Origin of the sequence: Pseudolactococcus chungangensis CAU 28 = DSM 22330 (genome assembly GCF_002441885.1) — a bacterium.
Classification (GTDB): domain Bacteria; phylum Bacillota; class Bacilli; order Lactobacillales; family Streptococcaceae; genus Pseudolactococcus; species Pseudolactococcus chungangensis.
In genome coordinates this window covers 22,013-47,802 of sequence record NZ_JXJT01000012.1, presented here as the reverse complement: position 1 = coordinate 47,802, position 25,790 = coordinate 22,013, and the positions used below count along the sequence as shown (strand labels likewise).

Sequence of the window (25,790 nt, the reverse complement as noted above, 5' to 3'; positions counted from 1 at the left end):
ACGGCTAATTTTGTCATCAGGGTGATTTTGGAAAATGGTTGCTGCACCATTGAAAAATAAGTCACAAATTCATGACAAAATCCTTGAAAAAAACACTAAAAAGCGGTAAAATGAATCAAATTGATTTTTTAGTGAAAACGATAACAGTTTGCTAGAAAATGCAAACTTGACGCATGAGCGTTAAGAAAACGTGTGTTCCCACACCAATTAATTAAGGAGAAAACATGTCACACATTAAATTTGATTACAAAACAGCTTTACCATTCGTTGCTCAGCACGAATTTGACTACTTACAGCCAGCAGTGACAGCATTTGACGCTGCTTTGCGTGATGGTTCTGGACAAGGGTCAGATTTCACAGGCTGGATTGATCTGCCGAAAGATTACGATAAAGCAGAATTTGCGCGTATTTTGAAATCAGCTGAAAAAATCAAATCTGACAGTGATGTTTTAATCGTCATTGGGATTGGTGGGTCATACCTTGGTGCGAAAGCAGCGATTGACTTTTTGAACAGCTCATTTGTTAATTTAGAATCTAAAGAAAAACGCCAAGCACCACAAATTTTGTACGCTGGTAACTCAATTTCGTCAACTTATTTGTCACAATTAGTTGAATATGTCGGCGATAAAGATTTCTCTGTTAATGTCATTTCAAAATCTGGTACAACAACAGAGCCTGCTATCGCTTTCCGTGTCTTCAAAGAACTCTTGATTAAAAAATATGGTCAAGAAGAAGCTAATAAACGTATCTATGCAACAACTGATAAAGCTAAAGGTGCAGTTAAAGTCCAAGCTGATGCAGAAGGTTGGGAATCATTTGTTGTACCAGATGCTGTTGGTGGTCGTTTTACAGTCTTGACACCGGTTGGTCTTTTACCGATCGCGGCAAGCGGTGCAGATATCCAAGCTTTGATGAATGGTGCCGCAGCAGCCCGTGAAGAATATAGCACACCAGACTTGAAAGTCAACCAAGCTTACCAATACGCAGTCCTTCGCAACATCCTTTACCGTAAAGGTAAAACAATCGAAATCTTGGCTAACTATGAACCGTCATTGCAATACTTCAGCGAATGGTGGAAACAATTAGCCGGCGAGTCAGAAGGTAAAGACTATAAAGGGATTTACCCAACATCAGCTAACTTCTCAACAGATTTGCACTCAATCGGTCAATCTATCCAAGAAGGTAGCCGTAACCTCTTTGAAACAGTGATTAAAATTGAAGAACCAACATTGAATATTAATATCCCAACAGAAGCTGAAGATTTAGACGGTCTTGGTTACCTTGAAGGAAAAGATGTTGACTTCGTCAATACTAAAGCTTTCCAAGGTGTGCTCCTTGCTCATACTGATGGTGGTGTCCCTAACTCAGTTGTAACGATTAAAAAACAAGATGAGTTTACATTGGGGTACCTTATCTATTTCTTCGAAATCGCTATCGGACTTTCTGGTTACCTTAATGGTGTCAATCCATTTGACCAACCAGGTGTTGAAGCTTATAAGAAAAATATGTTTGCCTTGCTTGGTAAACCAGGCTTTGAAGAACTTGGCGCAGAATTAAACGCCCGTCTATAAAATTGAGTCGTTTAAGTATGACATCTATTTTGATTTGATGCTTGAGTAAAAAAGTAAGTCGTTTGAGTGTAGACTCAAGCGATTTTTTATTATAATGAAATCAAAGAGAATAAAGGAGCGAGTAAAACATGATTATTACAAGAAATGGTGAAGATTTCTCAGAGATTAACCCACTAATAACAGGTCAAGCACCTGATTTTAGCCTAAAGGACCAGCACGGGAATGCTGTGACTTTGTCAAAATTGCCTAGTCCGATTATTATGAGTGTTTTTCCAAATATTAATACCAGTGTCTGCTCAGTTCAAACACGTCGGTTTAACCAAGAAGCTGCAGCACACAAAGAAATTACTTTCCTATCAATTTCAAATAATACACCAGAAGAACAAGCTAACTGGTGTGCGGCTGAAGGCGTAGATATGACGATCGTATCTGATGCCAAAAATGAATTTGGTCAACTTTATGGTCTTGTGATGGCTGAGGCTAACCTCTTGGCTCGTAGTGTTTTTGTTATCAAAGATGGTCAGATCATTTATGCTGAAATCTTACCTGAGATGACTGATGAGCCTAATTACGAAAAAGCTTTGCAAGTTGCGGATGCAGCAATTTAAAATAAGATAAAAAAGTGAGCTGAGAGTCTCACTTTTTTATCTTATTTTAAGCAATCAAGGTCAACTGACGTGACACGCAATACCAGTCTGTCTGTCTACGCCAAATGCTGGTAACGGCAAATTTTTGTTCTTTTTCAAAATAATGATAGGTAATAACAAAGGTTTTTTTAGAAATACGGTCAGGTTTGAAACCACGAATGGCAAGGTTTTCATGATATTCCAAAAGTTTTTGTGCTTTGTCAATTTCGACACCGTTTGCTTTGATTTCTGTGAAATATTCAGAAAGCAGGCTGGGGTCTGAGCCATTCAATACTTTTTCTTCCAATCCTAAAATGATTAAAGCAAGGCTAGCATCTCGTGCCTCATCAGGTAATATCGCAGGCTCAACATGCACATCCACATCAAAGACATCGTAGTCCTGTTTTAAAGCTTTTTCAATCACTTCCGTTGCTTCGTGGCTTTCGTAAACGGAAAGGTCAGGCGACATTTCGACGACGACATCGAGGAAAATATTACTGCCGTAGGTTCTGCCACGAATGAATTTAACTGTTATAACTTTAGGTAATTTGGCAATGGCGGCTGTATAAATACTGATTTTTGTTTCATCAAAGCCGTCTGAGAGGCTAAAGACGGCCTCTGCAAAAATATCGTAGGCTGTTTTGAAGATAAAGATTGTGATGATAACTGCCATGAGTCGGTCAATGATTGTGAGGTTAAAGCTAGATGCGAAGATAGCAATAGATGTTGCGATGGATGATACGGCATCGGATAAGTTATCTTTAGCAGCGCTCATAAGGCTAGAGCTTTTAGATTTGAGTGCTAGATTACGGTTATAAAAATAAATGATCAACATAACAATAGCAGAGAAGATGCCAACAATGGAACCAGATAAATCGACAGGCGTATGCTCGTTATTGATGATGGCCGTAATTGTATCTTTTAAAACGAAGAAACCAACAGCAAACATGATAAAGCTAGTAATAAGAGACGCGACAGATTCGACTTTCCAATGGCCGTAGGTATGATCATCATCTGCAGGACGACGTGCGATTTTTAGACCAATCAGGACGGCGATATTCCCCAGAATATCGGTGATATTATTAAAGCCATCTGCTTGCAAACTTTCGGAATGTGTTGTGTTGGCAATGACGAGTTTTAAGATAGAAAGGACGACATAGGCCCAGATACTGATGAGGGCACCACGTTCCGCTAATTTAAAATCTTGATAGCGTGTATTTTTCATCCTCTTATTATAACAGATTTTGGGCGCTTAAGACAGAAAAAATTCATAGAATATGTTAGAATGAAAAAGATACTGCGGGTGTCTATGCAAAAAAATATTTTTGATGGAGATGCCTAATACTGAAAGTCAGAAGGGAAAAGTATGCTCATTAAAGCAATTAAACAATACAAGTTTTGGGCACTAGGTTCACTTGCCATGGTCATTTTGGTAGTTGGGACGACACTTTGGCAGCCACAAATCTTAACAAAAGTCCTTGTGGCTGTCTCTAATGACGATAAAGAGAAGATCACCAATTACGGGATTCAATTGATTGTTATCGCGGGGATTGGCCTTTTAGCTGGTGTGGTGAATACAATTTTTGCAGCCAAGATTGCTCAAGGCGTTTCGGCTGATTTACGGGAACAGACTTTCCGAAAAATCCAGAGTTTTTCATATGCTAATATTGAGAAATTTAACGCCGGAAATCTCGTTGTTCGCATGACCAATGACGTCAACCAAGTTATGAATTTGATTATGATTTTATTTCAAGTCTTACTTCGTGTTCCGCTTTTATTTGTCGGCTCATTCATTTTAGCCATTCAGACTTTACCTAAGCTATGGTGGATCATTGTTCTTTTGGTTGTCGTTATTGTCCTGATTACAGGTGTTTCCATGGGTAGCATGGGCAAACATTTCAGCGCTTTTCAAACCTTGATGGATAAGCTCAACGGCATTGCCAAAGAAAATCTTCGTGGCACGCGTGTGGTGAAATCGTTCGTTCAAGAAAAAGAACAAGCTGCTAAATTTGATAGCAATTCGGATGAATTGCTTGGTCATAACTTGATTGTTAGCTACATCTTTTCTGTCATGATTCCAGCCTTTACCTTTGCGGCTTACCTGGCAATCTTTGGTGCGATTTGGTTTGTTGCAACTTATGTTCAAAAAGAACCTAAAGATTTAGCAAGTATCGCCTCATTTATGACTTACATGATGCAAATCATGTTTGCCATTATCATGGGTGGTATGATGTCAATGATGGCATCACGTGCTTTCATCTCACTTAAACGGGTTGGTGAAGTCATTCACACTGAACCAGCCATGACTTTTAAAGATGTCCCTGATGAAGATTTGACTGGTAATCTTGAATTTGAACATGTGACTTTTACTTATCCGACAGATGATGAGCCCACTTTGAAGGATGTTTCTTTCAGCATCAAGGCTGGCGAATTTGTCGGTGTTGTTGGGGCAACAGGTGCTGGTAAATCAACACTTGCTCAACTCATTCCACGTTTATTTGACCCAACTGAAGGGTCAATCAAAATAGATGGTCATGATCTACGCGATCTCAGCCGAAATACCATACGTGAGAATGTCTCTATCGTTTTACAACGTGCGATTCTCTTTTCAGGAACAATTGCTCAGAACTTGAAACACGGGAAAGCTGATGCCACTGTTGATGATATGAAACATGCCAGTGCTATCTCGCAAGCTCGTGAGTTCATTGAAAAAATGTCGGATGTCTTTGAGAGTCCGGTTGAAGAACGTGGCACCAACTTCTCAGGTGGTCAAAAACAACGGATGTCTATAGCTAGAGGCGTTATTGGAGATCCTAAAATTTTGATCTTAGATGATTCAACCTCAGCACTAGATGCCAAGTCTGAAAAATTAGTCCAAGAGGGTTTGGCGGGGGAACTGCCAAACACTACTAAAATTATCATTGCTCAAAAAATTTCATCAGTTGTTCATGCAGATAAGATACTTGTTCTGGATGCCGGTAAATTAATCGGCGTCGGAACGCATAAAGAGCTTGTTGAAAATAATGCGACCTACCGTGAAATCTATGAAACACAGAAAGGAAGTGATGATTAATGAAAGAATATAGTAAAGCGATTAAGTTTTTCTGGAATTATTTCAAGAAATTCAAAATCTCACTTCTCATCATCACACTAACGATTATCATCGCCACTTATTTACAGGTTAAAGTGCCTGTCTTTATTGGTGATGCCTTGACACAGTTGGGTGAATGGGTCACAGCTTACTTTAAACATCAAGGTGCTGAAAAAATCGTCGCATCCTTTAACGGTCATATGCCAGCAGAACTTCCTCAGGCTATGATTGGTGAATTAACTAAAAATGGGATGCCGACGGATGTAACTGCTTTGGTTGATTTAGCCAAACATACACCGGAAAAAACAGTCTTTTTCAGCATCATGTGGAAATTGTTTATGTCTTATGTTTTCATGACGATTGCCATGCTAATGTATGAAGTGCTATTTGGACGAATCGTTTCTCGTGCAACCAATTCAATGCGTAAAGGCTTATTTGGTAAACTCGAACGTTTGACGATTTCATTCTTTGACCGCCATCAAGATGGCGATATCCTCAGCCGTTTCACATCAGACTTGGATAATATCCAAAACTCTCTCAACCAATCACTCGCGCTTGTTGCGACACAGGTTGCCATGTTTATCGGTGTGATTATCATGATGTTTCGTCAAAATGTCTCTCTAGCGTGGGTAACCATTGCCTCAACGCCAGTTGCCATTTTACTGGTTGTGATTATCATCCGTCAGGCTAAGAAATACATTGACTTACAACAAGATGAAGTCGGTAAACTCAACGCCTATATGGATGAGAAAATTTCAGGGCAAAAAGTCATCATTGTTGAGGGATTGGAAGAAGATGCTATAGACGGTTTTGTCAAACAAAATAACAAAGTGCGTCAAGCGACTTTTAAAGGTCAAGTCTATTCGGGTATGCTAATGCCAGTTATGAACGGGATGAGCTTTGTCAATTTGGCAATCGTTATTTTTGCAGGGTCTATGATTGCGCTCAATGATAAATCCATGTCAACAGCTGCAGCACTTGGTTTGGTTGTCGTGTTCGTACAGTATTCACAACAATATTATCAGCCCGTGATGCAAATTTCATCGTCATTTTCACAGCTCCAAATGGCAGTGACGGGCGCGCGTCGTTTGCAAGAAATGTTTGATGAACCAGAAGAAGTCCGGCCTGAAAATGGTGTCATCTTCGACGAAATTAAAGATGAAGTCCAAATCGACCACGTTGATTTCAGTTACCTGCCAGGTAAACCTATCCTAAAAGATGTCAGTATCAATGTTAAAAAAGGCCAAATGGTCGCTGTTGTTGGTCCGACTGGATCGGGTAAAACGACAATTATGAACTTGATGAATCGTTTTTATGACGTGGACAATGGCAGTATTAAATTTGACGGCGTTGATATCCGGGATATGGACTTGGACTCGTTACGCCGTGGCGTTGGGATTGTGCTACAAGATTCAGTTCTGTTTAGTGGCACTATCAAGGATAATATCAAGTTTGGCTTTGATGCAACGGATGAAGAAATCATCACAGCCGCTAAAACAACGCATATCCATGAGTTTATTGATAGCCTACCTGATAAGTACGACACCATCGTTGATGATGATGAAAATGTCTTCTCAACTGGTCAGAAACAGCAGATTTCGATTGCTCGGACGATTTTAACCAATCCAAAACTTTTGATTTTGGATGAAGCAACGTCAAACGTTGATACCGTAACAGAGCAACAAATTCAATGGGCGATGGAAGCAGCGATTGCAGGACGGACAAGTTTTGTCATTGCACATCGGCTAAAAACGATTCTAAACGCAGACAAAATTGTCGTGCTAAAAGATGGTGTTGTCATTGAAGAAGGTAGTCATCACGAGCTTTTACACGTGCCAAACGGTTTCTATGCAGAGCTCTATCATAATCAATTCGTGTTCGAATAAAAGAGATAAATGACTGAAAAAGTAGATCATCATGGTCTGCTTTTTTGCTGGTCTGGTAGGTGTCAAATTTTTATATTTTATGGTAAAATAGATAAGCATGAATTTGACATTTGAGAATTGGATATAATAAAAAATGAAAAAAATAGTAATTAATGGTGGGAAACGTATTTCAGGGGAAGTGATGATTTCCGGCGCAAAAAATTCAGTCGTTGCCTTGATTCCTGCAACCATTTTAGCGGATGATGTGGTGACCTTAGAAGGTGTTCCGGATATTTCCGATGTTGCAAGTTTAATTGAAATTTTAGAGATTATGGGCGCTAAGATTGAGCGCGATATTGAAGCAGGGGTTGTTGTTATTGATCCGCGCGGTGTTGAGTCTAAACCTCTTCCCTATGGTAAAATTAACTCTTTGCGTGCTTCATACTACTTTAATGGCTCTTTGTTAGGTAAATTTGGTGAGGCGACTGTTGGTTTGCCTGGGGGTTGCGATTTAGGACCTCGTCCGATTGACCTGCATATTAAGGCATTTGAAGCCTTAGGTGCACGCATGACCTTTAAAGAAAATGCCATGCATTTAACGACAGATGGTGCGCCTTTGCACGCTGCGACTATCTTCATGGATATGGTTTCAGTTGGTGCGACGATTAATACGATGTTAGCAGCTGTTAAGGCTGAGGGGCGGACGATCATTGAGAATGCCGCACGTGAACCTGAGATTATTGATGTGGCAACTCTGCTCAATAACATGGGGGCAAAAGTGCGTGGTGCTGGGACAGATGTTATCCGGATTGATGGTGTTCAAAAATTAGGTGGTGCACGTCATACGGTCATTCCTGACCGTATTGAGGCAGGCACTTATCTGAGCCTTGCTGCAGCTTTTGGTGACGGTGTCGTGGTTAATAACGTGATTTATGAACATCTGGAGTCTTTCATTGCCAAGCTTGAAGAGATGGGCGTTCAGATGATTGTCCGCGATGATTCAATTGAAGTGTTGAAATCGGAAAATCTTAGGGCTGTTAACATTAAAACCGTACCTTATCCAGGCTTTGCGACAGACTTGCAACAGCCCATTACACCTCTTCTTTTGATGACGACTGGTCGTGGTAAAGTTATCGATACTATCTATGAAAAAAGGATTAACCATGCAGCGGAACTGGCACGTATGGGGGCAAATATTGTTGCGAATAACGGTGAAATTACCTATCATGCGCCGAATGACTTGCATGGCGCAGAAGTGATGGCGACAGACTTGCGTGCAGGAGCTGCGTTGGTCAATGCCGGTGTGATGGCAACAGGTGAAACAAAAATCTCAAATGTTGAGTTCATTTTGCGTGGTTACGATAATATCATTGAAAAAATGACGTCGTTAGGTGTTGATATCAAGTTAGTTGATGAAAATTAAACTAAAAGTCTTTAAAAATAATAGGAAAAAAAAGCAAGCTATTCAAGCAAATTAATTGAATGGCTTGCTTTTCTTTTTGATGATAGATGATTTTTGTATCAACTACTTTTATTATCGCACATCATCAGTTCCTATTATTACCCAAAGCGGTATCAGCTTTAGAAATATGTTTGCTGCTGTTTGTTTTAAAATCAGATTTTTTTTGAATCCATTGCGTGACGCTTGTTAATTCTGAGGAGGCATCCTGTTCTCGGATGATTAAATAAAACTGACGACTATATTTTTCTGATAGTTTTTGATAAACTAGCCCTTTAGCTGCACGTTGAGAGATAATAGAACAGCCAAACCCTTTTTTAAGAAGTGCAATAATGATTTCATTATTTTGGACGGTCATGGTTTCTTTTTGAATATCGTTTTCTTCTAAGTACCGTTGTGTGTAATAGTAGACACCAGATGTTTTTTCTCGGATAAGCCAAGGTCCTATCGTAGGATTGCCTGCTAAGACGAGCTGATCGTTAAACAAAGGCAATCGACGTATATTTTTGGCCGATAAGGGCTTTTCAATAAAACCAAAGTCAATGTCATGATGTTCTAGTGCATTTAGAACCTCTAGTGAGTTCATCATTTTAATACTAAAAGAAATGTTTGGAAAGCACTGTTTTAAATTGATGATTAAATCGGGTAATAAATAAATAGAAAATGTATGAGATGCAGCGATGTTACAATTTGTTAGTTTATCTTTTCGATTTTGTATCTCGAATTTTAAGTCTTCCCAATCATCTAATAGATTTCCTGTTTTCTGATATAGTAAATCAGCTTGTGGCGTCGCTAAGACTTCTTTTCTGCCATTACGTATGAAAAGTGTCGTTCCTAATTCATTCTCTAATTGTTTAATTTGCGCAGAAACCGTAGGCTGTACGACGAATAAGAGCTCAGCGGCTTTGGAAAAATTTTTTGTTTCATAAACTACCTTAAAAGTTGATAATTTTTTGAACATTGATCCGCTCCCATCATTTTTTTTGATTAAAGCTATTATATCAATTAATCAAAATAATGGAAGTATTGTTTTATAATAGTAATAGAAATTAATTATTTATCGGAACAGAAGGAGAAAAAATATGATGAGACATGAGTCATTACATCAATATAAAACAATTCTACCAGGATTAGGCTTATCCATCTTAGTAGCAATCATTGCCAAAATATGTGCTATTTTTTTACCAGATTTAGGTGGCGCAACGCTTGCGATTCTTTTCGGCATTGTATTAGGTAATATTTTTTTTAAGCAAGAAGTTTTAGAAGTTGGGACGAAATTTTCTGAGAGCGTTTTGCTAGAATATTCAGTCGTCTTGTTAGGCTTTACTGTAACTTTTCAAACAATTAGTCGTTTGGGATTGAATGGTTTAGGCTATATTATGGCGATGATGGCAACTGTAATTATTTCGGCCATTTTAATTGGCAAACGTTTAGGTTTTTCTGACAATATGTCAACGATGATGGCTGGTGGGAACGCCGTCTGTGGGTCTTCAGCAATTGGTGCCATTGCCCCAAGTATTGGTGCAAAAGATGAAGAAAAAGGCCAAGTCATTACACTTGTTAATTTGTTAGGAACGGTCATGATGCTGACTTTACCATTGTTGGGGGCAATGCTATATGGGAATCACTTATTAGCGAATAGTGCCTTATTGGGAGGCACTTTACAATCTGTTGGACAAGTTGTTGCAGGTGCCAGTTTAGTCAATCAAGAAACAGTTAGTTATGCCATGTTATTTAAAATCACTCGAATACTATTTTTAGTTGTTGTTGTTTTTGTGTTTCAACAACGGGCGAAAAAGAAAGGGACGATGCAAGTTAAAAATCTAAAAAAAGTCTCAATTCCCTGGTATGTTATCGCATTTTTAATTGTTTGTATCCTAAATAGTGGTGTCAAACTACCACATTTTTTCAATGATGGTGCACATCAAATTGGTACATGGTTTGAAACAATCGCATTGGCTGCGATTGGCTTGAGACTGGATTTCAAAAAATTCATGAAAGAAGGGCTTAGCTTTTTAACTTATGGGGTACTCGTCGGCCTAGTTCAAACACTTGCGGCACTTTTATTTATTTATTTGTTTAAGATTAGTTAATTAAAAAGATAGCATCTGTAATAGTGTAAAAAAACTCCAGACTAATCGACCTTTGGACTTGAAAACATGTTGGAATTTTGGTAGAATAATCTAGTATTGATTACTTTGGACTGGCAAACAGCCCAAGGCAGAAAGGAAATATCGAACATGAAAGCAGACATCCATCCTAATTATGGACCAGTTGTATTTATGGATACTTCAACAGGCTTCAAATTCTTGAGCGGCTCTACAAAAAGCTCAAAAGAAACTGTTGAATGGGAAGATGGCAACACATACCCATTAATCCGTGTGGAAACATCATCAGACTCACACCCATTCTACACTGGTAAAGCTAAATTCACACAAGCCGATGGCCGTGTGGACCGTTTCAACAAGAAATATGGCTTATAAGAAAGTACGCGAAAGCGTGCTTTTTTATAAGCCATATTTCTCTGCGACGAGCGAAAGCGAGAAAGCAAGAATTAAAGTCTATAAGAAAGTACGCGAAAGCGTGCTTTTTTATAAGCCATATTTCTCTGCGACGAGCGAAAGCGAGAAAGCAAGAATTAAAGTTCATAAGAAAGTACGCGAAAGCGTGCTTTTTTTATAAGCCATATTTCTCTGCGACGAGCGAAAGCGAGAAAGCAAGAATTAAAGTCGTCAGCCTTCTCTGCGACGAGCATAGCGAGAAAGCAAAATTCAGAAACGTTAGGGATTCTTTTCTAAGGTAGTTAGAATCGTACTTATATATTATTTTTATATAATAAGAAAGACAACAAAACTGGAAAAAATTTGGTATAATGAGAATTATGACCTTACGACTAAAACCAGCTGACCTACTGTTTGTCAAAACAATCCCTAATGATGGGGATGAATTTGCTGCCGCTATCTCGGAGTCTACCGGTGCTTATAGCCATGTTGCCATTGTAACTAGTGAAACGACCATCATCCATGCAACGCTTAAATATGGCGTTATAGAGGAAACTCTAGCAGATTTTTTATCTGAACATACGCAAGTTGAGTGTTTTAGAATGTTAGATATTGATGCACCAACCGTGGTAGTTGAAGCCAAGAAGCATCTAGGGAAGCCGTATAACAATAGCTTTTATCCAGATGCGGATGGATTTTACTGTTCGCAGTTAGTTGTCACCACTTTTGCCAATCAGGTCAAACTACCAGAGTCGGCCATGTCTTTTGGCAGCGAAGAGATTCTTATCTCGGACTATTGGCAAGCCTATTTTGATCAACTCGGACTGACTGTACCACTAGGAAAGTTAGGAAGCAACCCAGATGAATTAGCGACATATTCAGGTTTAGACTATATAGGAATGCTATCAGATGCAAATTAAAATTTTCAATCATAATCGCTTAACTGAGCGACCATTTTTTCAAGAATTAATCAATTTTTTGATTAATCATGATGATGTGACCTTACGGAAAATAAAAGCGGCATTTGGAAATGAACAAAATTTAGAACGTCAGATTGAAGACTTTGTTCAAGCAGGGTTTATCTCACGTCTTGATAAACGCTATACCATTCAATTCCAAGTGTTTACTGATGGTGACTTTGACTTGACGTTACCTGCAACAGAACCGCAACATCTAAATTTTGAGCAGCCCTTTTTTGTGGCAGAGGATTCGGAACTCGTCTCAAAACTTCAAGGCTCACAAATTCAGCAGACCCTAACGAATCAGACAAATGCCATTGAACTACATTTTTCGTCTGATTTTGCTAGAACGGCTAATAATTTAGCCAATTATTTTTATCATGTGGCAAAACGTGTAGCCCTGACGCCCTTTGAGCAAAAAATATTTAAGCTTATAGGTGATGTTGATTCGGATTACGCTCTTAAATATATGACAACATTTTTACTCAAATTTGCCAAAAAAGATGTCGTGAAGCAGAAACGACCAGATATTTTTGTTCAGACACTTGAAGCATATGGTTATATTGTGAAACATGAGGAGGAGAGCTACCGTTTTAATTTGACATTTGATGAAAGTGAGTTCGAAACAGTCGTTTTTAGGGATGCACATGATTTTATTGCCGCTCAAATTCGGCAATGTGAGGCAGTGCCAAGTTTTGTTAAGTTAGGAGTAGGAACATGAAACAAAAAAATCAAATTTTATATCAAAAAGTTTTTGATGCTTTAAAATCAGATATTATTAATGGCAAGTATGAAGTGGGGAGTTTCTTTCCAACAGAAAATGAGTTAGAAGTACGCTTTGAAGTGAGTAAAATCACAGTTCGTAAGGCACTAGATTTATTAGTTGAAGGTGGTTACTTACATCGTCAAAGCGGTATGGGAACTAAAGTTATCAGTAATCAACCGATAAATGTTTTTAATAAAGCAAAAACATTTACAAAAATTTTAAAGGACCATGGCGTAGATGTCCAAACTGCCGTTGTTTACATTGGTAAGTCTAAAGATGCTACGATAAATGAAAAATTTGATGTTGATAATATCTATGAAATTCATCGTGTGTATCAGTTAGATGGTATTGCGAGTATCTTTGTTAAGCATTATTTCCCTTTGACAAAATCGGAGTTCTTACCTGAAAAAGGGACTAATCAATTCTCATTTTATTCGTTTTTAGTTAAGCAAGGGTTTGAAATTTTCAATATGGAAGATGCTTTTTGTGCTGGAAAAACACCAAAACAACTGAGTAAAATATTACCAAAAGTTTCAGATGTTATCTTGAATCGGACTCGTTCAGCTTATACTGAAATGGGCCAACTTGTAGAGTATACAATGTCATATTATGATTCTGGGACGACACCTTATTTAATAGATTATCAAGTTTGAGAAAACTTGATTTTCTTTTTTTTATTGACAAAATAATATTATAATGTTATGCTTTAAATCAAGGAAGCGCTTCCATGTGTGTTTTATACCTCTAATCGATAGTCGATACTTTGGGAACAAGTCTTGCCTAATATTATAACGAATACGTTCGTTTGAGACTTATGCCAAAATTTATAGACAAAGTAGTCGACTCAATATCTTACTTATAAGGAGTCTGTATGAACGGATTGATTACATTTTTAGAGCAAAAGGTTTCACCTATTGCTGCTAAAATCTGTGGACAGAGGCATATGCTTGCTGTCAGAAAAGGGATTATCTCGACTTTGCCATTGACCTTGGTCGGCTCATTCTTCGTTATTTTCCTAAATTTTCCAATTCCAGCGGTGGCTGAAAAATTAACCCCCTTCTTGCCCATTTTGGATATCCCCTATCGTTTTACGGTTGGTATTCTGGCACTTTATGCAACATTTGGGATTGCAAGTTCACTGGCTCAGAGTTATAAGCTAGACCAGTTAACGGCTGGGATTATTGCAGTGATGTCATTTATTGTTACAAGTATCGCTCCTGCTCGTTTGTGGGCGGAAGTATCAACAACTAATCTCACTAACAATAAACTTGAAATTGTTGCAGCTGGTCGTTATCTTAACATTGCAAATCTTGGAGCACAATCTCTATTTGGCGCGATTGTCACTGCTCTTATTTCTGTTGAAATTTATCGCTTTATGAAAGTTAAAAATATTACGATTAAAATGCCAGAGGGTGTGCCACCAGAAGTTGCCAATTCATTTATCGCATTATTCCCAGCGGGTGCTTGTTTAATTCTTTTTTGGGTGATTCGTCATATGCTTGGCTTTGATATCAATGCAACGCTTTCGAATCTACTGATGCCATTACAAGGTTTCCTTGCGGGGAATAGCCTACTTGGAGGACTTGTAACAGTATTCTTAATCTGTTTCTTCTGGATTTTAGGGATTCATGGTCCTGCAATTATGGGACCTGTCATACGGCCTTTCTGGGAAAGTTCGATTGCTGATAATATGGAGGCTTTTTCAAATCATGTGGCAGCGACTGAAATGCCTAACATCTTTACGGAAATGTTTTTACAATGGTTTGTTTGGATAGGTGGCGCGGGTGCAACTTTAGCGCTTGTCTGCTTATTCTTGACATCTAAATCTGCTTATCTGAAAGAATTAGGAAAAATTGGTTTCTTGCCAGGTCTATTTAATATTAATGAACCGATTATTTTTGGAGCACCGATTGTCATGAATCCAACGCTAACGATTCCTTTTATTCTGTCGCCAATGGTCATGACAGTTATTGCCTATCTTGCGACCATCACACATCTTGTACCAATGACAGTTTCTCGGACTGTCTTTACAGTGCCTTCGCCAATTGGTGCGATGATGGTAACAAACTGGCATATTATGGCTGGTGTTCTTGTCGTGATTAACTTCTTAGTGAGTTTAGTGATCTACTATCCGTTTTTCAAAGTATTTGAAAAAGAACAGATTGCCTCTGAACTTGCGGAAGGTTAAAAAATAACTTTGGCGAAAGCCAAAGTTACATAGTTATTCAATTTGTTCACTTTTAAATGTCATTGATTGGCCTAAAAATAGGATGTGAGTTAGTGAGCAAAAGAACATAATGAACAAAATTTAAAGGAGTTACCATGACATATGATGTAGCGATTATTTCAGTCATAACTTTTATCATCAGTATGATTTGTTTGGAGAAAAATCATGTCCCGATGTTTGTTAAGACACTATCTATGTTAAAAATAGTCCCGCTTTGTTTACTTGTGATTTTGCTTAGCATGGGGTTAACTGTTTTGACCCACTTGCTTTACTTCGTAATTGTCGTGTCAATTATGAGTGCCTGTCTTATTTTCTGGCGCTATCATAAACATACCGAGACATGGGGACAAATGGAGGAGAAAAAATAATGTTTAGAAGACTAGGTTTATCAGTTTATCCAGATAGTAGTGTATTTGAAGAAGATTTAGCTTATATCACGTTTGCCAAATCACAAGGTTTTGAACGTATTTTTATGTCTATGCTTGAAGTGACTCAAGGTAAGGGAGTAGTTGCTGAAAAATTTTCTAAGCTTATTTCAGCAGCTAAAAAATTAGGTTACGAAGTGATTTTAGATATTGCACCTAATATTTTTGATGAGTTACAAATCTCATATGATGATTTGAGTTTCTTTGCTGAATTGGGTGCAGACGGATTGCGCTTGGACGCTGGTTTTGACGGTAACAAGGAGGCTACCTTATCATTTAATCCATATGGCTTGATTATCGAGTTAAATATGTCAAATGATGTTGCTTATTTGGATAATATTTTGACTTATCAAGCAAATGAACCTTATATTTATGGTTGTCATAATTTTTATCCGCAAGAGGGAAGTGCATTACCGTTTGATTTCTTTGTATCATGCTCAAAGCGTTTTAAAAAGCATGGCATCAGAACAGCGGCGTTTGTATCTAGTCAAGTTGCGACAGGCGGTCCTTGGGATATCAATGACGGTTTACCAACACTAGAATTGCACCGTCACTTACCAGTTGAGGTGCAAGCTAAACATTTATTTGCGACAGGTCTGATTGATGATGTCATTATTGGGAATGCCTATGCGAGTGAAGCAGAGCTTGAGGCGCTGGGCGATATCAATCGCTATCAAATTGAGTTAACAGTTGATTTTTTACCGTCTGCTAATCCTGTGGAGCGTGAGATTGTACTTGATAATCAGCATTTTAGACGAGGTGATATCACATCGCAAATGGTTCGCTCAACACAAGTTCGAAAAGATTATAAGCAAGAAAATCCATTACACGATAATCAACAGATTTTCCAATTTGGTGATGTTGTTGTGGGAAATGATGATTTTGGTAAATATAAAAACGAATTACAAATTGTTCTAGAACCTCATACAGATTCACGAAAAAATAAAGTAGCTCAGATTCAAGAAAATGAGCTGATGTTACTGGATTATATTCAACCTTGGACAAAATTTCGTTTTAAACAATAAGATGGAAAGGAGGATATAGGATGTATGATTTGATTTTAAAAAATGCTAGAACGTTAGACCATCAAACAATTGATGTGGCGATTAAGGATAGTAAAATTTCAGAGATTTGCGCTGCGATTACAGCGGAGAGTCAGGAAGTATTTGATGCCAAAGGACAGTTTATATCTGCTGGTTGGATTGATGCACATGTGCATTGCTATGAAAAAATGTCACTTTATTATGACTATCCAGATGAGGTTGGCGTTAAAAATGGTGTCACAACCATTGTTGATGCAGGATCAACTGGTGAAAATAATATAGATGAATTTTACAAAATTGCTAAAAAATCGAAAACAAATGTCTATGCGCTTTTAAATATTTCAAAAGACGGTATTGTTTTTCAGGATGAGTTAGCTGATTTGACAAAAGTAAATGAGTCTAAGAATTTAGAGCGTATCCAAGAGTTAAGCGAGTTTATTATTGGCATTAAAGCGCGAATGAGTAAAAGTGTCATTGGGCAAAATGGTGTTAGACCTTTGATTATGGCAAAGGCACTTCAAAAAAAAGCGAACTTACCACTCATGGTACATATTGGGACAGCGCCAGTTGAGTTAGAGGAATTAATGACTTACCTGGATGCTGGCGATATTGTCACACACTGTTTTAATGGCAAAGACAATGGTATTTTAGATAGAGCTGGTCGGATTAAAGATTTTGCTAAAAAGGCTTATGAGGCAGGCGTTCATTTTGATATTGGACATGGGACAGAAAGTTTTAATTTCCAAGTAGCCATGCAAGCAAAAGCTGAAAATATTTTAGCAAACTCTATTTCAACGGATATTTATTCGAGAAATCGCCTAGATGGACCAGTCTATAATCTAGCTACAACAATGGAAAAATTGATGTATGTTGGTTATTCACTTGAACAAGTCATTCATCGTGTCACACAGACACCAGCAAAAGCTTTGAGACTTGGCAGTAAAGGTGAGTTGGTTGTCGGTTACGATGCAGACATTACTTTATTTAAAGTGACAGATGATAGATCTAAACAGTTAATTGATTCAAATCAGGAAACGGTTAAAACTTCTGTCCAAATTCAGCCGACAGCTGCGATTATTGCTGGAAAAGTCTATGAGATAGATTGAGGAGAAAAAATGACAATTCATCAAAAATTTAACTTAAAGCAAGTCATCAATGCCTCTGGTAAAATGACAATTTTAGGTGTTTCAAAAGTTAGTGACAAAGTCGCACAAGCTCAAAAAGAGGCAGGACAAACCTTTTTTGAAATGGCTGATTTGACGGTTAAGACAGGTTGGTATATTGCCAAGTTATTAGACGTAGAAAATGCAACAGTTGTTTCAAGCGCAAGTAGCGGTATCGCTTTGTCAACCGCTGCAGTGATTGGTCAAGGAGATATTTATCACGCCTATCATCATTTGACGAATCGGATAACTAAACGCGAAATCATCATACCAAAAGGCCATAATGTCAATTATGGTACAGGTGTTGAAGTCATGGTCACACTAGGTGGTGGACAATTGGTAGAAGCTGGCTGGGCAAATGAATGTACACCAGAGCAAGTGGAAATTGAGATAACCGACAAGACGGCAGCTTTACTCTATATCAAAAGTCATCATACCGTTCAAAAAAGTATGCTGACGATTCCGCAGATGTCTGAAATCGCTAAAAAGCACAATTTACCTTTGATTGTTGACGCAGCCGCTGAAGAAGACTTGAAAAAATATTATGCAGCCGGTGCTGACCTCATCATTTATTCAGGTGCTAAAGCAATTGAGGCACCGTCAAGTGCTATGGTAATTGGTCGAGACCCTTATATTCCTTGGATTCAACTTCAAAATAAAGGCATTGGACGTGCCATGAAAATTGGTAAAGATAATATCATCGGTTTTGTCACTGCTTTGGAAGACTATTTAGACAATGGTAGTGAAACTGGAGATAGTATGAAAGCACGTCTCGCGCCATTTATTACAGCACTTAATGCGATTTCAGGCTTATCAGCAAAAGAAGTTCAAGATTCAGCAGGACGAGACATTTACAGAGCGAATGTTAAAGTAACCTCAGATAAAATCACAGCTTTACAAGTTATTGCAGCCTTAAAAGAAGGTGATTTGGCAGTCTACACACGTGAATATCAAGCCAATAATGGCATCATTGAATTTGATATTCGTGCAGTTAATCGGACAGAAATGTCCGCAATTGTCAATAAATTACAGACAGTGATGGAGTCTTAATCATGAAAAATATTTTAGCTTTTGGTGAGGTGATGTTGCGGCTATGTCCACAACACTATAAAATGCTTGATCAAACAGATACACTTGATATGAGTTATAGTGGTACAGGGTTGAATATCTTATCTGGTTTGGCAAGAAATGGGGTACAGACGAGTTTGCTTACGGTATTACCAGAAAATCCAGTTGGTCATGCTGCTGCGGCAAGTATTAGGAAATTAGGTGTTCAAGATAATCACTTAATTTTTAAAGGTAGTCATATTGGCACTTATCTTTTAGAGATGGGATATGGCAATCGTCCGAGTCAAGTGACTTATCTTAATCGAAGTGAAAGTGCTTTTTGTACAACTGAAATTTCAGATAGTCAGATGAAAGCAGCCCTAGCCAATGTAGATTTAGTGCATATTTGTGGTATCGCTTTATCTACTTCAAAAATCGGTCGAGAAAATGCTTTACGTCTTGCTAAGATAACGACTACCATGTCGATACCGCTTTGTTTTGATTTTAATTATCGGATGAGTTTGGTAAAACCAGAAGAACGCTCGAGCTTAATTGCAGACTATAAGCAGATTCTTAACGAGGCTAGCATTGTTATTGGTGGTAAGAAAGATTTAACTTTGCTTTTAGAGATGCCTTTTGATGAAGAGCATGAATCGCTCGCAGATTTATATCAACGCTTTGTGCATGATTATGATTTGACTTATTTTTGTGGCACTGAAAAATCTGCTCAAGGACATTTCAAACTTGTTCGTGGTTTTCTTGCAGATAAGGAAAATATTGTTTTTTCAGATGATAAAGTTGTGACGACTTATGATCGAATCGGTACAGGAGATGCATTTGCAGCGGGTATTATTCAAGGCTTGATTGATCAGTGCTCATTACAAGAGATGGTTGACTTTGCAATAACAAGTACTCAATTAGCACATACGACATATGGCGATAGCCCAATATTAACCAAAAGTTTTATACAAGAAAAAATGAAATATGACGACCTGGATGTCATGAGATAAATCATTAAAATAGATAATGGAGAAAAATAAAATGAAAAAAACACCTAACTACCTTGAAGACCGTCTTTGTCTAAATGTTCTAGCCAACTCAGTTGAGAATGCCAAAGCTTGTTATGCGGCAGCACAAGGTCATGTTGTCCTTGGCGTTCTGTCAAAAAATTATGATACAGATGAAGCAGCTATTGCAGATATGCAACGTTATATTGAGGCGACTGACAATGCTTTATCAGTAGGTCTTGGTGCAGGCGATCCAAACCAGTCAGCAATGGTTGCACGTCTCTCAAAAGTATTACAACCACAACATGTTAACCAAGTCTTTACTGGTGTCGGCGCAAGCCGTGCGCTTTTGGGGCAAGATGATACGATCATTAACGGACTTGTTTCAACAACTGGAACTGTCGGCATGGTTAATTTAGCGACAGGTCCTTTATCATCTCAAGCACCAGCAGCGATTGTTCCGATTGAAACAGCGATTGCATTATTAAAAGATATGGGCGGTAGCTCAATCAAGTTCTTCAATATGAAAGGTCTTGACCATATCGAAGAATACAAAGCAGTTGCTAAAGCTTGTGCGGAAAATGATTTTTATTTGGAACCAACTGGTGGGATTGATTTGGAAAACTTCCAAGAAATCGTTCAAATTGCAGTAGATGCAGGTGTTAAGAAGATTATTCCTCACGTTTATTCCTCAATCATTGACAAAACAACAGGTGATACAAAAGTTGAAGATGTTAAAGCATTACATGCGATGATGGCAGAAACATTGAAATAATACTGGGATAAAGCTAGGGTTGAGTTTATATCTACTTGAGAATGAAAAAATCCCTTTAACTTTCGAAAGTTAAAGGGATTTTTTATGATAAGCAGTCATAGTGCTTAATAGAATGGACATAAGGAGATGATTAGTGTTGCACGAGTTAATCGTGCAATTTAACTGTATTTTCAAACAAGTCAATCCATTGTATACTAATAAAGTAAGGAGAAAATTAAATGCAATTAACGAAAAGGGAGATTGACACGACGATAGAATTACTATCATCTCGATCATCTAAAACAGCGGTAGAATTAGCTGCTTTAAATAAAATCAGTCCCAGGACGTTAAAAAGTGACATTGCAAATATTAGAAGATGGTTAAAAAGCGAACAGGTGTTGCTTGTCTCTAAGCCTGGTCTTGGTTATTTTGTAGAGGGGGATGATGTTACCTGTAAAAAATTGCTCAGCCAACTATTAGGTACTGAACGTCTATGTGCGCCAATTGATGCTGAAATGCGCAAAAAACAAATGATGATTCAGCTGCTATTGTTTGAAAAGCCGATTAGCTCAACCTCATTTTCAGATGAATATGGTGTCGTTAAAAATACAATTATTTTTGACTTACAGCAAATCAAAGCGCTATTCACTGCCAATGAGATTCAACTCGTTGCCAATCATTTAGGGTTTCGCGTTAAAGGTGAAGAACGTAAACGGCGATTGTTGTTAGAAAAATTAATTCAAGAAAATTTTACTGATTATGATTTATTTATGATGATGTCGAAATTAAATCATTTGGAAAAAGAAGAAGTTATCAATTATTTTGAATCTATTCTACCACAAGCCTTTTCGGTTTATTATGAATCCATTTTGAAATTAATCGCGATGCGTCTTTCTGAGCAAATGAGCCATAACACCCCTTATTTTGAACTCTTCACCCTAGCGCTTAGGTTGACGATTTCACTAGTTCGACTCATCGAGGATTGTTCAATTGGCAACGGTAAAGTGTTAGACGTGACCAACTGCTCTGGCTTAACTGTTTCTCTGTTTTGCGAAATTGGAAAAATCTATCATCAGCCTTTACTTCAAGCGGAGTACGATTATGTTTATAGCGATTTAAGCTTTTCTAATACGTCTATCAATGTTCTAGACTTGACGAGTCGAATGATAGCATTTGTGACGGAAGCAGCACAAATCCCGTTTAATGAAGATAGTATTCTATTTCAAAATTTGGCAGCACATTTGACTTTAAGTCTGGAACGAACACACCATTACATTAATGGTTACAATCCATTTTTAAAGGAAATTAAAGAAAATGAACGCTTGTTATTTACGAGAGTCAGACAATTTGTCGGTCGAGAATTAAATCTTGATATTGCAAGAGATGGTTCGTTTATCTCTTACATTACACTTCATTTTATGACCTCAAAAGAACGAGTAGGTAATGGGGAGAGAAAAATTCGTGTCGTATATGTCTGTGCTACAGGATTAGGTGTCACATCATTTTTACAACAAAAGATAAACGGTATGATTTCAGAAATAGAGATTGTTGGCTTTGCGAGTGTGTTAAATTATCCTCGGATTGTCACACAGACTGAGCCAGACTTAATTATCAGCGCTTTTCCGGTTGACAGTCAAGATATTCCGGTTTTACAGGTCAAACCATTAACTTCTGAAAAAGATATACAGCTGATTCAAAAAACGGTGGCAAGTTTGTTAGCGCAAGGAAAAGGTCATTTTCCAATCATAAAATCTACGAGTGTACCTCAAGCTGTTTCAGCCCAAGACATTAATCAGGAAACAATTGTCAAAGGGTTTATGGTCTATGAAGCTTTAAAACAATCATTTCAAGATAGACTACGCTCAGAGTTTAGTGAGGGATTTTTATTGCATATTTTACTAACTGTTCATCGGATTATGTTTGATGCGCAATATGAAGAAACAGCAACGGTTGCTGTTTCAAATCAAGTGTTAGATGATATTGAAGTGATTTTCAGTCAACATGATTTGCCAATCAATGACTATGAAATACGTGCGATCACTGAATATTTTATCAAATCATGACCTTGTATTCTGAGCCTTTTGGTCTATTGATGAAAGTAAAAAAAGGCTATGAGTGTTTTATAAATACCATTGAAAGGAGGAGTGGATATGAACGACATATTAGTCGCATTATACCGTGAATTAGAGATTTCGCAAGAAGTTCAAGAGGTCATTCAAAAAATAAATATTGTGCTTAAAGGCATGGGCATTGCGCCTAGCGAGTTGCAATGGCGGATTTTGCTCAATCATGTTAACGAGATGGTCGAGCGGTCTAAAACTGGGGGAACAATACCAGAAGTAGACACGCAATTATTTTCGGAGGTTTCTCCGACATCGCTGCAATTAGCAGAGAAAATTGTTTCAGGAATTGGTCATCTATCACCAGATGAAAAATATTTATTATCGATTCATTTTGAATCAGCAAAATTAAATTAAAAAAAGGAGATATAAAATGGTAAAAGTAGTGATTGCAGACAGATTAGGTAAAGGTCAAAATGTTGCAAAAGGTGTTGAGGCAGCAGGTGGTGTGGCCGTTGTAGTGCCGGGAATGGGAGCAGATATGCGTCTAGGCGATGTCATGAAATCAGAGGATGCAGATTTCGGTATTTCATTTTGTGGGAGTGGTGGCGCAGGGTCAATTACTGCTAAAACAAAATATGGCTACCCAGAAAGACATAGTATGCGCTCAGTTGGTGAGGGTGTGACAGCGATTAATGATGGTATTAAAGCACTAGGCTTTGGATTTATGGATACAGAAGAGCTGGGTCAAGCATTGGCAGATGCCTATATTAAGAAATTCGGAGCGTAGACATTTGGCAACAATGACAAGGATAAGAGAGGAAAGTGTGACTGTATCCGGAAAAGGGGCGACGAAACAAAGTGCTTTTTCAGATGCTATTTCACAAGTTCAAAGAAAAATAATGGCTGGGAGTGACGATGTCTTTTTACAGATTACTCCGACGGGCATTGATGTCCTTTCAGCAACAGCAGAATCTTACATAGAAAAATTTTGTTTGTTCTTTTTACCAAGAAAGAAAACAAAGTATACTGTAACGTTGTTGGTTCATGTATCAATGACTGTTATTGCAATGTCAGATGTCAGGTTTGTTGAAAATCAAAAAGTCACGACGAAACATCAAAAAGATATCAAAAAAGCTGACTATAAAAGAACGTGATACTAAACCTTAGTATAATGTTCGAACATAAGGAGGAAAGACGTTGGAGATTATAATTGTAATATTTAAATCCGTTATTATCGGTGGATTAATGGGGTTTGCGGCAGCATTGGGTGCAGCAAGAATGTTTCATTCACCTACGGTTCAAGCCCTAGGTGCTTTTAGAACATTGGGTGAAATGAATGCTTGTGAAGGTGATGCTGCCTCTCACTTTTCATTCGGTTTAGGGTTCTTCTTTAATGCCTGGGCATCAGCAGTTGGTGCGGGGGCTTATACGCAGGATGTGACTCACCGTATTTTGCCCAACTGGGCAGCGGCAGCTTTGCTTTCAAGAAATAAAAATATTTCAGAAACAGTGCATAATCCTAAAAGGATGGCGATTGTTGGTGCTGTTATTGGTGCGGTGATTGTGACTTTCCTAAATGCGACATCATCAGCCATTCCATCAAGTCTACAAGTCACAGCGGTGGATGTTTTGGTGCCAGCCGCAACTTTGCTGATTAGTACTGTGATGCCGATTGTCTTTTGGTTGGCTGCTCTAGATGCAGGAAAAAGAACAGGTTTCTGGGGAACTTTATTTGGTGGACTTGCACAGTTAATCATGGGTAATGCTGTACCAGGTGTTGTATTAGGGATTCTTGTTGGTAAAGGTATTGACGAGTTAGGATGGAGTAAATTAACTAAAATTTTATTCGTTACAGTCATTGTCCTCTTTGTTTTGAGTGCTTTCTTCCGTGGTTTCGATTTAAATCTGATTGAGCAGTTTAAACTTGGTGTTCCTAACTGGTTACAAAATTTTCACAATCTATTTACAGTGAAACAATAGACAATTAGAAGTTATCCGTAATATAAAAATGGAGGTAAAAAATGGAATCAAAAGAACAGTGGGAAATTGAACAGCGTGAAATAGAAGCCCAAAAAACAACGAGTTTTTGGTATGCAGATTGGGCTTTTCCGATTATAGTAGCCCTGATGGGAGCAGCAGCTTTTGCAGGGACACATATGTATGTGACTTATGGTGTTGGTGCTTTTAATGAAGTATCAGTCGTTGCCATGTTAAAAGCTGGTATGGACGGTGAGGGTTATGGCGCGGCAGCTGCTTTTGGCGCAAGTTTCTTGTTTGCACGTATATTGGAAGGCTCTCTAGTCGGCATATTAGACTTAGGTGGTTCGCTATTGACAGGTGTTGGGATTGGGATTCCAGCGCTATTGATGAGTATGGGGATTGATGCACCGATTAAGAATTTTCCGTTAGCTTTACTAACTGGAGGAGGAATTGGTCTACTTATTGGTGCAATCATCATTGCGATTAGGAAATTTACCGTAAACTCAGCCAACTGTACATTTGGTGCAGATATTATGATGGGGGCTGGAAATTCAGCAGGTAGATTTTTAGGACCACTCATCATTTTATCGGCAACAATTGCCTCTATTCCAGTCGGGATTGGTGCAATAATCGGTGCGTTAATTTTTTATAAATGGGAGAAACCAATCGCTGGTGGTGCTATCTTAGGGGCCATGGTATTAGGAGCGTTCTTTCCAGTTATTCATGAAAATGCTACGCGTGCGATTGAATTATTACTGGTTGCTTGAGTAAAAATATAAAGATAGGTAAAAATGCTATCTTTATTTTTTTTTGTTAAAATTCTTGTCAAATAGTTGATTTTTGGGTAAAATAGAAAGGTGGGGTTTGAAAGCGCTAATAAAAAATGATTTTATGTTTCTTGTTGCTCTTTCAAGAAAGGCAACGTCTCTAAAATTTCTTATATAAAATCAAATTTAATGACGCTGGAATAGCTCAGTCGGTAGAGTTCAAAGCACTGCTTTGAATCTGCGGATAAAGAAATTCTCAGAATTTCCACCGCTTGTTGCTCTTTCAAGAAAAGCAACGTCTCTAAAATTTCTTATATAAAATCAAATTTAATCACGCTGGAATAGCTCAGTCGGTAGAGTTCAAAGCACTGCTTTGAATCTGCGGATAAAGAAATTCTCAGAATTTCCACCGCTTGTTGCTCTTTCAAGAAAAGCAACGTCTCTAAAATTTCTTATATAAAATCAAATTTAATCAC

Annotated in this window: 25 protein-coding genes; 23 read left to right on the top strand and 2 right to left on the bottom strand. The window is 38.0% G+C overall.

From position 1 onward, the window contains the following. Positions 1-224: 224 nt before the first annotated feature. Together RR45_RS06475 and RR45_RS06470 are read left to right on the top strand one after the other, a co-directional pair. Positions 225-1,571, top strand: a complete 1,347-nt coding sequence (locus tag RR45_RS06475; RefSeq protein ID WP_031366635.1) for a glucose-6-phosphate isomerase — start codon at positions 225-227, stop codon at positions 1,569-1,571. Positions 1,572-1,699: 128 nt separating this feature from the next. Beyond that, positions 1,700-2,179: a thiol peroxidase gene (locus tag RR45_RS06470; RefSeq protein ID WP_031366636.1), complete on the top strand. Its 480-nt coding sequence runs from the start codon at positions 1,700-1,702 to the stop codon at positions 2,177-2,179. A gap of 46 nt (positions 2,180-2,225) precedes the next feature. Here the strand turns inward: RR45_RS06470 and RR45_RS06465 are convergent, their stop codons facing one another. Next, positions 2,226-3,422 (bottom strand): cation diffusion facilitator family transporter, encoded by a 1,197-nt coding sequence (locus RR45_RS06465; protein WP_031366637.1) that lies wholly within the window; start codon positions 3,420-3,422, stop codon positions 2,226-2,228. Between the two features lie 141 nt (positions 3,423-3,563). Between RR45_RS06465 and RR45_RS06460 the strand changes: the two genes are divergently transcribed. The 3 genes from RR45_RS06460 (at position 3,564) to murA (ending at position 8,576) form a co-directional block, all read left to right on the top strand. Beyond that, positions 3,564-5,270 carry an ABC transporter ATP-binding protein gene (locus RR45_RS06460; protein WP_031366638.1) on the top strand — a complete coding sequence of 569 codons (1,707 nt, stop codon included), beginning with the start codon at positions 3,564-3,566 and terminating at the stop codon, positions 5,268-5,270. Continuing rightward, positions 5,270-7,174 (top strand): ABC transporter ATP-binding protein, encoded by a 1,905-nt coding sequence (locus RR45_RS06455; protein ID WP_031366639.1) that lies wholly within the window; start codon positions 5,270-5,272, stop codon positions 7,172-7,174. Before RR45_RS06460 ends, RR45_RS06455 begins: the two co-directional genes overlap by 1 nt. Before the next feature lie 133 nt (positions 7,175-7,307). Then, positions 7,308-8,576 (top strand): UDP-N-acetylglucosamine 1-carboxyvinyltransferase, encoded by a 1,269-nt coding sequence (murA, locus tag RR45_RS06450; RefSeq protein ID WP_031366640.1) that lies wholly within the window; start codon positions 7,308-7,310, stop codon positions 8,574-8,576. 124 nt (positions 8,577-8,700) lie between these two features. Here the strand turns inward: murA and RR45_RS06445 are convergent, their stop codons facing one another. Further along, on the bottom strand, positions 8,701-9,573 hold the full coding sequence (locus tag RR45_RS06445) for a LysR family transcriptional regulator (protein ID WP_031366641.1): 873 nt from the start codon (positions 9,571-9,573) through the stop codon (positions 8,701-8,703). A 121-nt stretch (positions 9,574-9,694) separates the two neighbouring features. Here RR45_RS06445 and RR45_RS06440 point away from each other — a divergent pair, with 121 nt between their 5' ends. The 18 genes from RR45_RS06440 to RR45_RS06350 all read left to right on the top strand — a co-directional run bounded on the left by RR45_RS06440 (position 9,695) and on the right by RR45_RS06350 (position 25,314). Further along, a complete protein-coding gene (locus RR45_RS06440) occupies positions 9,695-10,705 on the top strand; it encodes a YeiH family protein (RefSeq protein ID WP_379902777.1) in 1,011 nt (336 codons plus the stop codon). 147 nt (positions 10,706-10,852) lie between these two features. After that, positions 10,853-11,095 carry a type B 50S ribosomal protein L31 gene (locus RR45_RS06435; RefSeq protein ID WP_003138626.1) on the top strand — a complete coding sequence of 81 codons (243 nt, stop codon included), beginning with the start codon at positions 10,853-10,855 and terminating at the stop codon, positions 11,093-11,095. 398 nt (positions 11,096-11,493) lie between these two features. Further along, entirely contained in the window at positions 11,494-12,033 is a 540-nt protein-coding gene (locus tag RR45_RS06425; RefSeq protein WP_031366643.1) for a YiiX/YebB-like N1pC/P60 family cysteine hydrolase, read from the top strand. Further along, on the top strand, positions 12,023-12,793 hold the full coding sequence (locus RR45_RS06420; RefSeq protein ID WP_031366644.1) for a DUF1803 domain-containing protein: 771 nt from the start codon (positions 12,023-12,025) through the stop codon (positions 12,791-12,793). Before RR45_RS06425 ends, RR45_RS06420 begins: the two co-directional genes overlap by 11 nt. Further along, the gene (locus tag RR45_RS06415; protein WP_031366645.1) at positions 12,790-13,491 is read left to right on the top strand and encodes a GntR family transcriptional regulator; all 702 of its coding nucleotides are present in this window, start codon (positions 12,790-12,792) and stop codon (positions 13,489-13,491) included. The genes RR45_RS06420 and RR45_RS06415 overlap by 4 nt, the downstream gene beginning before the upstream one ends. 218 nt (positions 13,492-13,709) lie before the next feature. Next, positions 13,710-15,026, top strand: a complete 1,317-nt coding sequence (locus RR45_RS06410) for a PTS sugar transporter subunit IIC (RefSeq protein WP_031366646.1) — start codon at positions 13,710-13,712, stop codon at positions 15,024-15,026. 134 nt (positions 15,027-15,160) lie between these two features. Continuing rightward, a complete protein-coding gene (locus RR45_RS06405; protein WP_031366647.1) occupies positions 15,161-15,433 on the top strand; it encodes a hypothetical protein in 273 nt (90 codons plus the stop codon). Beyond that, positions 15,433-16,515, top strand: coding sequence for a DUF871 domain-containing protein (locus RR45_RS06400; protein WP_031366648.1), 1,083 nt, complete (start codon positions 15,433-15,435; stop codon positions 16,513-16,515). The genes RR45_RS06405 and RR45_RS06400 overlap by 1 nt, the downstream gene beginning before the upstream one ends. A 20-nt stretch (positions 16,516-16,535) precedes the next feature. Continuing rightward, on the top strand, positions 16,536-17,639 hold the full coding sequence (locus tag RR45_RS06395) for an amidohydrolase/deacetylase family metallohydrolase (RefSeq protein WP_031366649.1): 1,104 nt from the start codon (positions 16,536-16,538) through the stop codon (positions 17,637-17,639). A gap of 9 nt (positions 17,640-17,648) precedes the next feature. Next, a complete protein-coding gene (locus tag RR45_RS06390) occupies positions 17,649-18,746 on the top strand; it encodes a DgaE family pyridoxal phosphate-dependent ammonia lyase (protein WP_031366650.1) in 1,098 nt (365 codons plus the stop codon). Between the two features lie 2 nt (positions 18,747-18,748). Then, positions 18,749-19,753: a sugar kinase gene (locus RR45_RS06385; RefSeq protein ID WP_031366651.1), complete on the top strand. Its 1,005-nt coding sequence runs from the start codon at positions 18,749-18,751 to the stop codon at positions 19,751-19,753. A gap of 31 nt (positions 19,754-19,784) precedes the next feature. Beyond that, positions 19,785-20,525, top strand: coding sequence for a 2-dehydro-3-deoxy-phosphogluconate aldolase (gene dagF, locus RR45_RS06380; protein WP_031366652.1), 741 nt, complete (start codon positions 19,785-19,787; stop codon positions 20,523-20,525). A 218-nt stretch (positions 20,526-20,743) separates the two neighbouring features. Beyond that, a complete protein-coding gene (locus tag RR45_RS06375) occupies positions 20,744-22,567 on the top strand; it encodes a BglG family transcription antiterminator (RefSeq protein WP_031366653.1) in 1,824 nt (607 codons plus the stop codon). Positions 22,568-22,654: 87 nt separating this feature from the next. After that, positions 22,655-22,981 (top strand): PRD domain-containing protein, encoded by a 327-nt coding sequence (locus tag RR45_RS06370; RefSeq protein ID WP_084463397.1) that lies wholly within the window; start codon positions 22,655-22,657, stop codon positions 22,979-22,981. Between the two features lie 16 nt (positions 22,982-22,997). Further along, the gene (locus tag RR45_RS06365) at positions 22,998-23,354 is read left to right on the top strand and encodes an SFCGS family glycine-rich protein (protein WP_031366655.1); all 357 of its coding nucleotides are present in this window, start codon (positions 22,998-23,000) and stop codon (positions 23,352-23,354) included. A 13-nt stretch (positions 23,355-23,367) separates the two neighbouring features. Further along, a complete protein-coding gene (locus RR45_RS06360) occupies positions 23,368-23,721 on the top strand; it encodes a DUF4312 family protein (RefSeq protein ID WP_096823171.1) in 354 nt (117 codons plus the stop codon). A 43-nt stretch (positions 23,722-23,764) separates the two neighbouring features. Then, on the top strand, positions 23,765-24,547 hold the full coding sequence (locus tag RR45_RS06355) for a DUF4311 domain-containing protein (protein ID WP_031366657.1): 783 nt from the start codon (positions 23,765-23,767) through the stop codon (positions 24,545-24,547). A 41-nt stretch (positions 24,548-24,588) separates the two neighbouring features. After that, a complete protein-coding gene (locus RR45_RS06350) occupies positions 24,589-25,314 on the top strand; it encodes a DUF4310 family protein (RefSeq protein WP_072353468.1) in 726 nt (241 codons plus the stop codon). Positions 25,315-25,790 lie beyond the last annotated feature (476 nt).

What these genes read in the sequence shown, in the direction of transcription:
- RR45_RS06475 (WP_031366635.1), top strand. Translation starts at nt 225, where the DNA reads ATGTCACACATTAAATTTGATTACAAAACAGCTTTACCATTCGTTGCT.
- RR45_RS06470 (WP_031366636.1), top strand. Translation starts at nt 1,700, where the DNA reads ATGATTATTACAAGAAATGGTGAAGATTTCTCAGAGATTAACCCACTA.
- RR45_RS06465 (WP_031366637.1), bottom strand. Translation starts at nt 3,422, where the DNA reads ATGAAAAATACACGCTATCAAGATTTTAAATTAGCGGAACGTGGTGCC.
- RR45_RS06460 (WP_031366638.1), top strand. Translation starts at nt 3,564, where the DNA reads ATGCTCATTAAAGCAATTAAACAATACAAGTTTTGGGCACTAGGTTCA.
- RR45_RS06455 (WP_031366639.1), top strand. Translation starts at nt 5,270, where the DNA reads ATGAAAGAATATAGTAAAGCGATTAAGTTTTTCTGGAATTATTTCAAG.
- murA (WP_031366640.1), top strand. Translation starts at nt 7,308, where the DNA reads ATGAAAAAAATAGTAATTAATGGTGGGAAACGTATTTCAGGGGAAGTG.
- RR45_RS06445 (WP_031366641.1), bottom strand. Translation starts at nt 9,573, where the DNA reads ATGTTCAAAAAATTATCAACTTTTAAGGTAGTTTATGAAACAAAAAAT.
- RR45_RS06440 (WP_379902777.1), top strand. Translation starts at nt 9,695, where the DNA reads ATGATGAGACATGAGTCATTACATCAATATAAAACAATTCTACCAGGA.
- RR45_RS06435 (WP_003138626.1), top strand. Translation starts at nt 10,853, where the DNA reads ATGAAAGCAGACATCCATCCTAATTATGGACCAGTTGTATTTATGGAT.
- RR45_RS06425 (WP_031366643.1), top strand. Translation starts at nt 11,494, where the DNA reads ATGACCTTACGACTAAAACCAGCTGACCTACTGTTTGTCAAAACAATC.
- RR45_RS06420 (WP_031366644.1), top strand. Translation starts at nt 12,023, where the DNA reads ATGCAAATTAAAATTTTCAATCATAATCGCTTAACTGAGCGACCATTT.
- RR45_RS06415 (WP_031366645.1), top strand. Translation starts at nt 12,790, where the DNA reads ATGAAACAAAAAAATCAAATTTTATATCAAAAAGTTTTTGATGCTTTA.
- RR45_RS06410 (WP_031366646.1), top strand. Translation starts at nt 13,710, where the DNA reads ATGAACGGATTGATTACATTTTTAGAGCAAAAGGTTTCACCTATTGCT.
- RR45_RS06405 (WP_031366647.1), top strand. Translation starts at nt 15,161, where the DNA reads ATGACATATGATGTAGCGATTATTTCAGTCATAACTTTTATCATCAGT.
- RR45_RS06400 (WP_031366648.1), top strand. Translation starts at nt 15,433, where the DNA reads ATGTTTAGAAGACTAGGTTTATCAGTTTATCCAGATAGTAGTGTATTT.
- RR45_RS06395 (WP_031366649.1), top strand. Translation starts at nt 16,536, where the DNA reads ATGTATGATTTGATTTTAAAAAATGCTAGAACGTTAGACCATCAAACA.
- RR45_RS06390 (WP_031366650.1), top strand. Translation starts at nt 17,649, where the DNA reads ATGACAATTCATCAAAAATTTAACTTAAAGCAAGTCATCAATGCCTCT.
- RR45_RS06385 (WP_031366651.1), top strand. Translation starts at nt 18,749, where the DNA reads ATGAAAAATATTTTAGCTTTTGGTGAGGTGATGTTGCGGCTATGTCCA.
- dagF (WP_031366652.1), top strand. Translation starts at nt 19,785, where the DNA reads ATGAAAAAAACACCTAACTACCTTGAAGACCGTCTTTGTCTAAATGTT.
- RR45_RS06375 (WP_031366653.1), top strand. Translation starts at nt 20,744, where the DNA reads ATGCAATTAACGAAAAGGGAGATTGACACGACGATAGAATTACTATCA.
- RR45_RS06370 (WP_084463397.1), top strand. Translation starts at nt 22,655, where the DNA reads ATGAACGACATATTAGTCGCATTATACCGTGAATTAGAGATTTCGCAA.
- RR45_RS06365 (WP_031366655.1), top strand. Translation starts at nt 22,998, where the DNA reads ATGGTAAAAGTAGTGATTGCAGACAGATTAGGTAAAGGTCAAAATGTT.
- RR45_RS06360 (WP_096823171.1), top strand. Translation starts at nt 23,368, where the DNA reads ATGACAAGGATAAGAGAGGAAAGTGTGACTGTATCCGGAAAAGGGGCG.
- RR45_RS06350 (WP_072353468.1), top strand. Translation starts at nt 24,589, where the DNA reads ATGGAATCAAAAGAACAGTGGGAAATTGAACAGCGTGAAATAGAAGCC.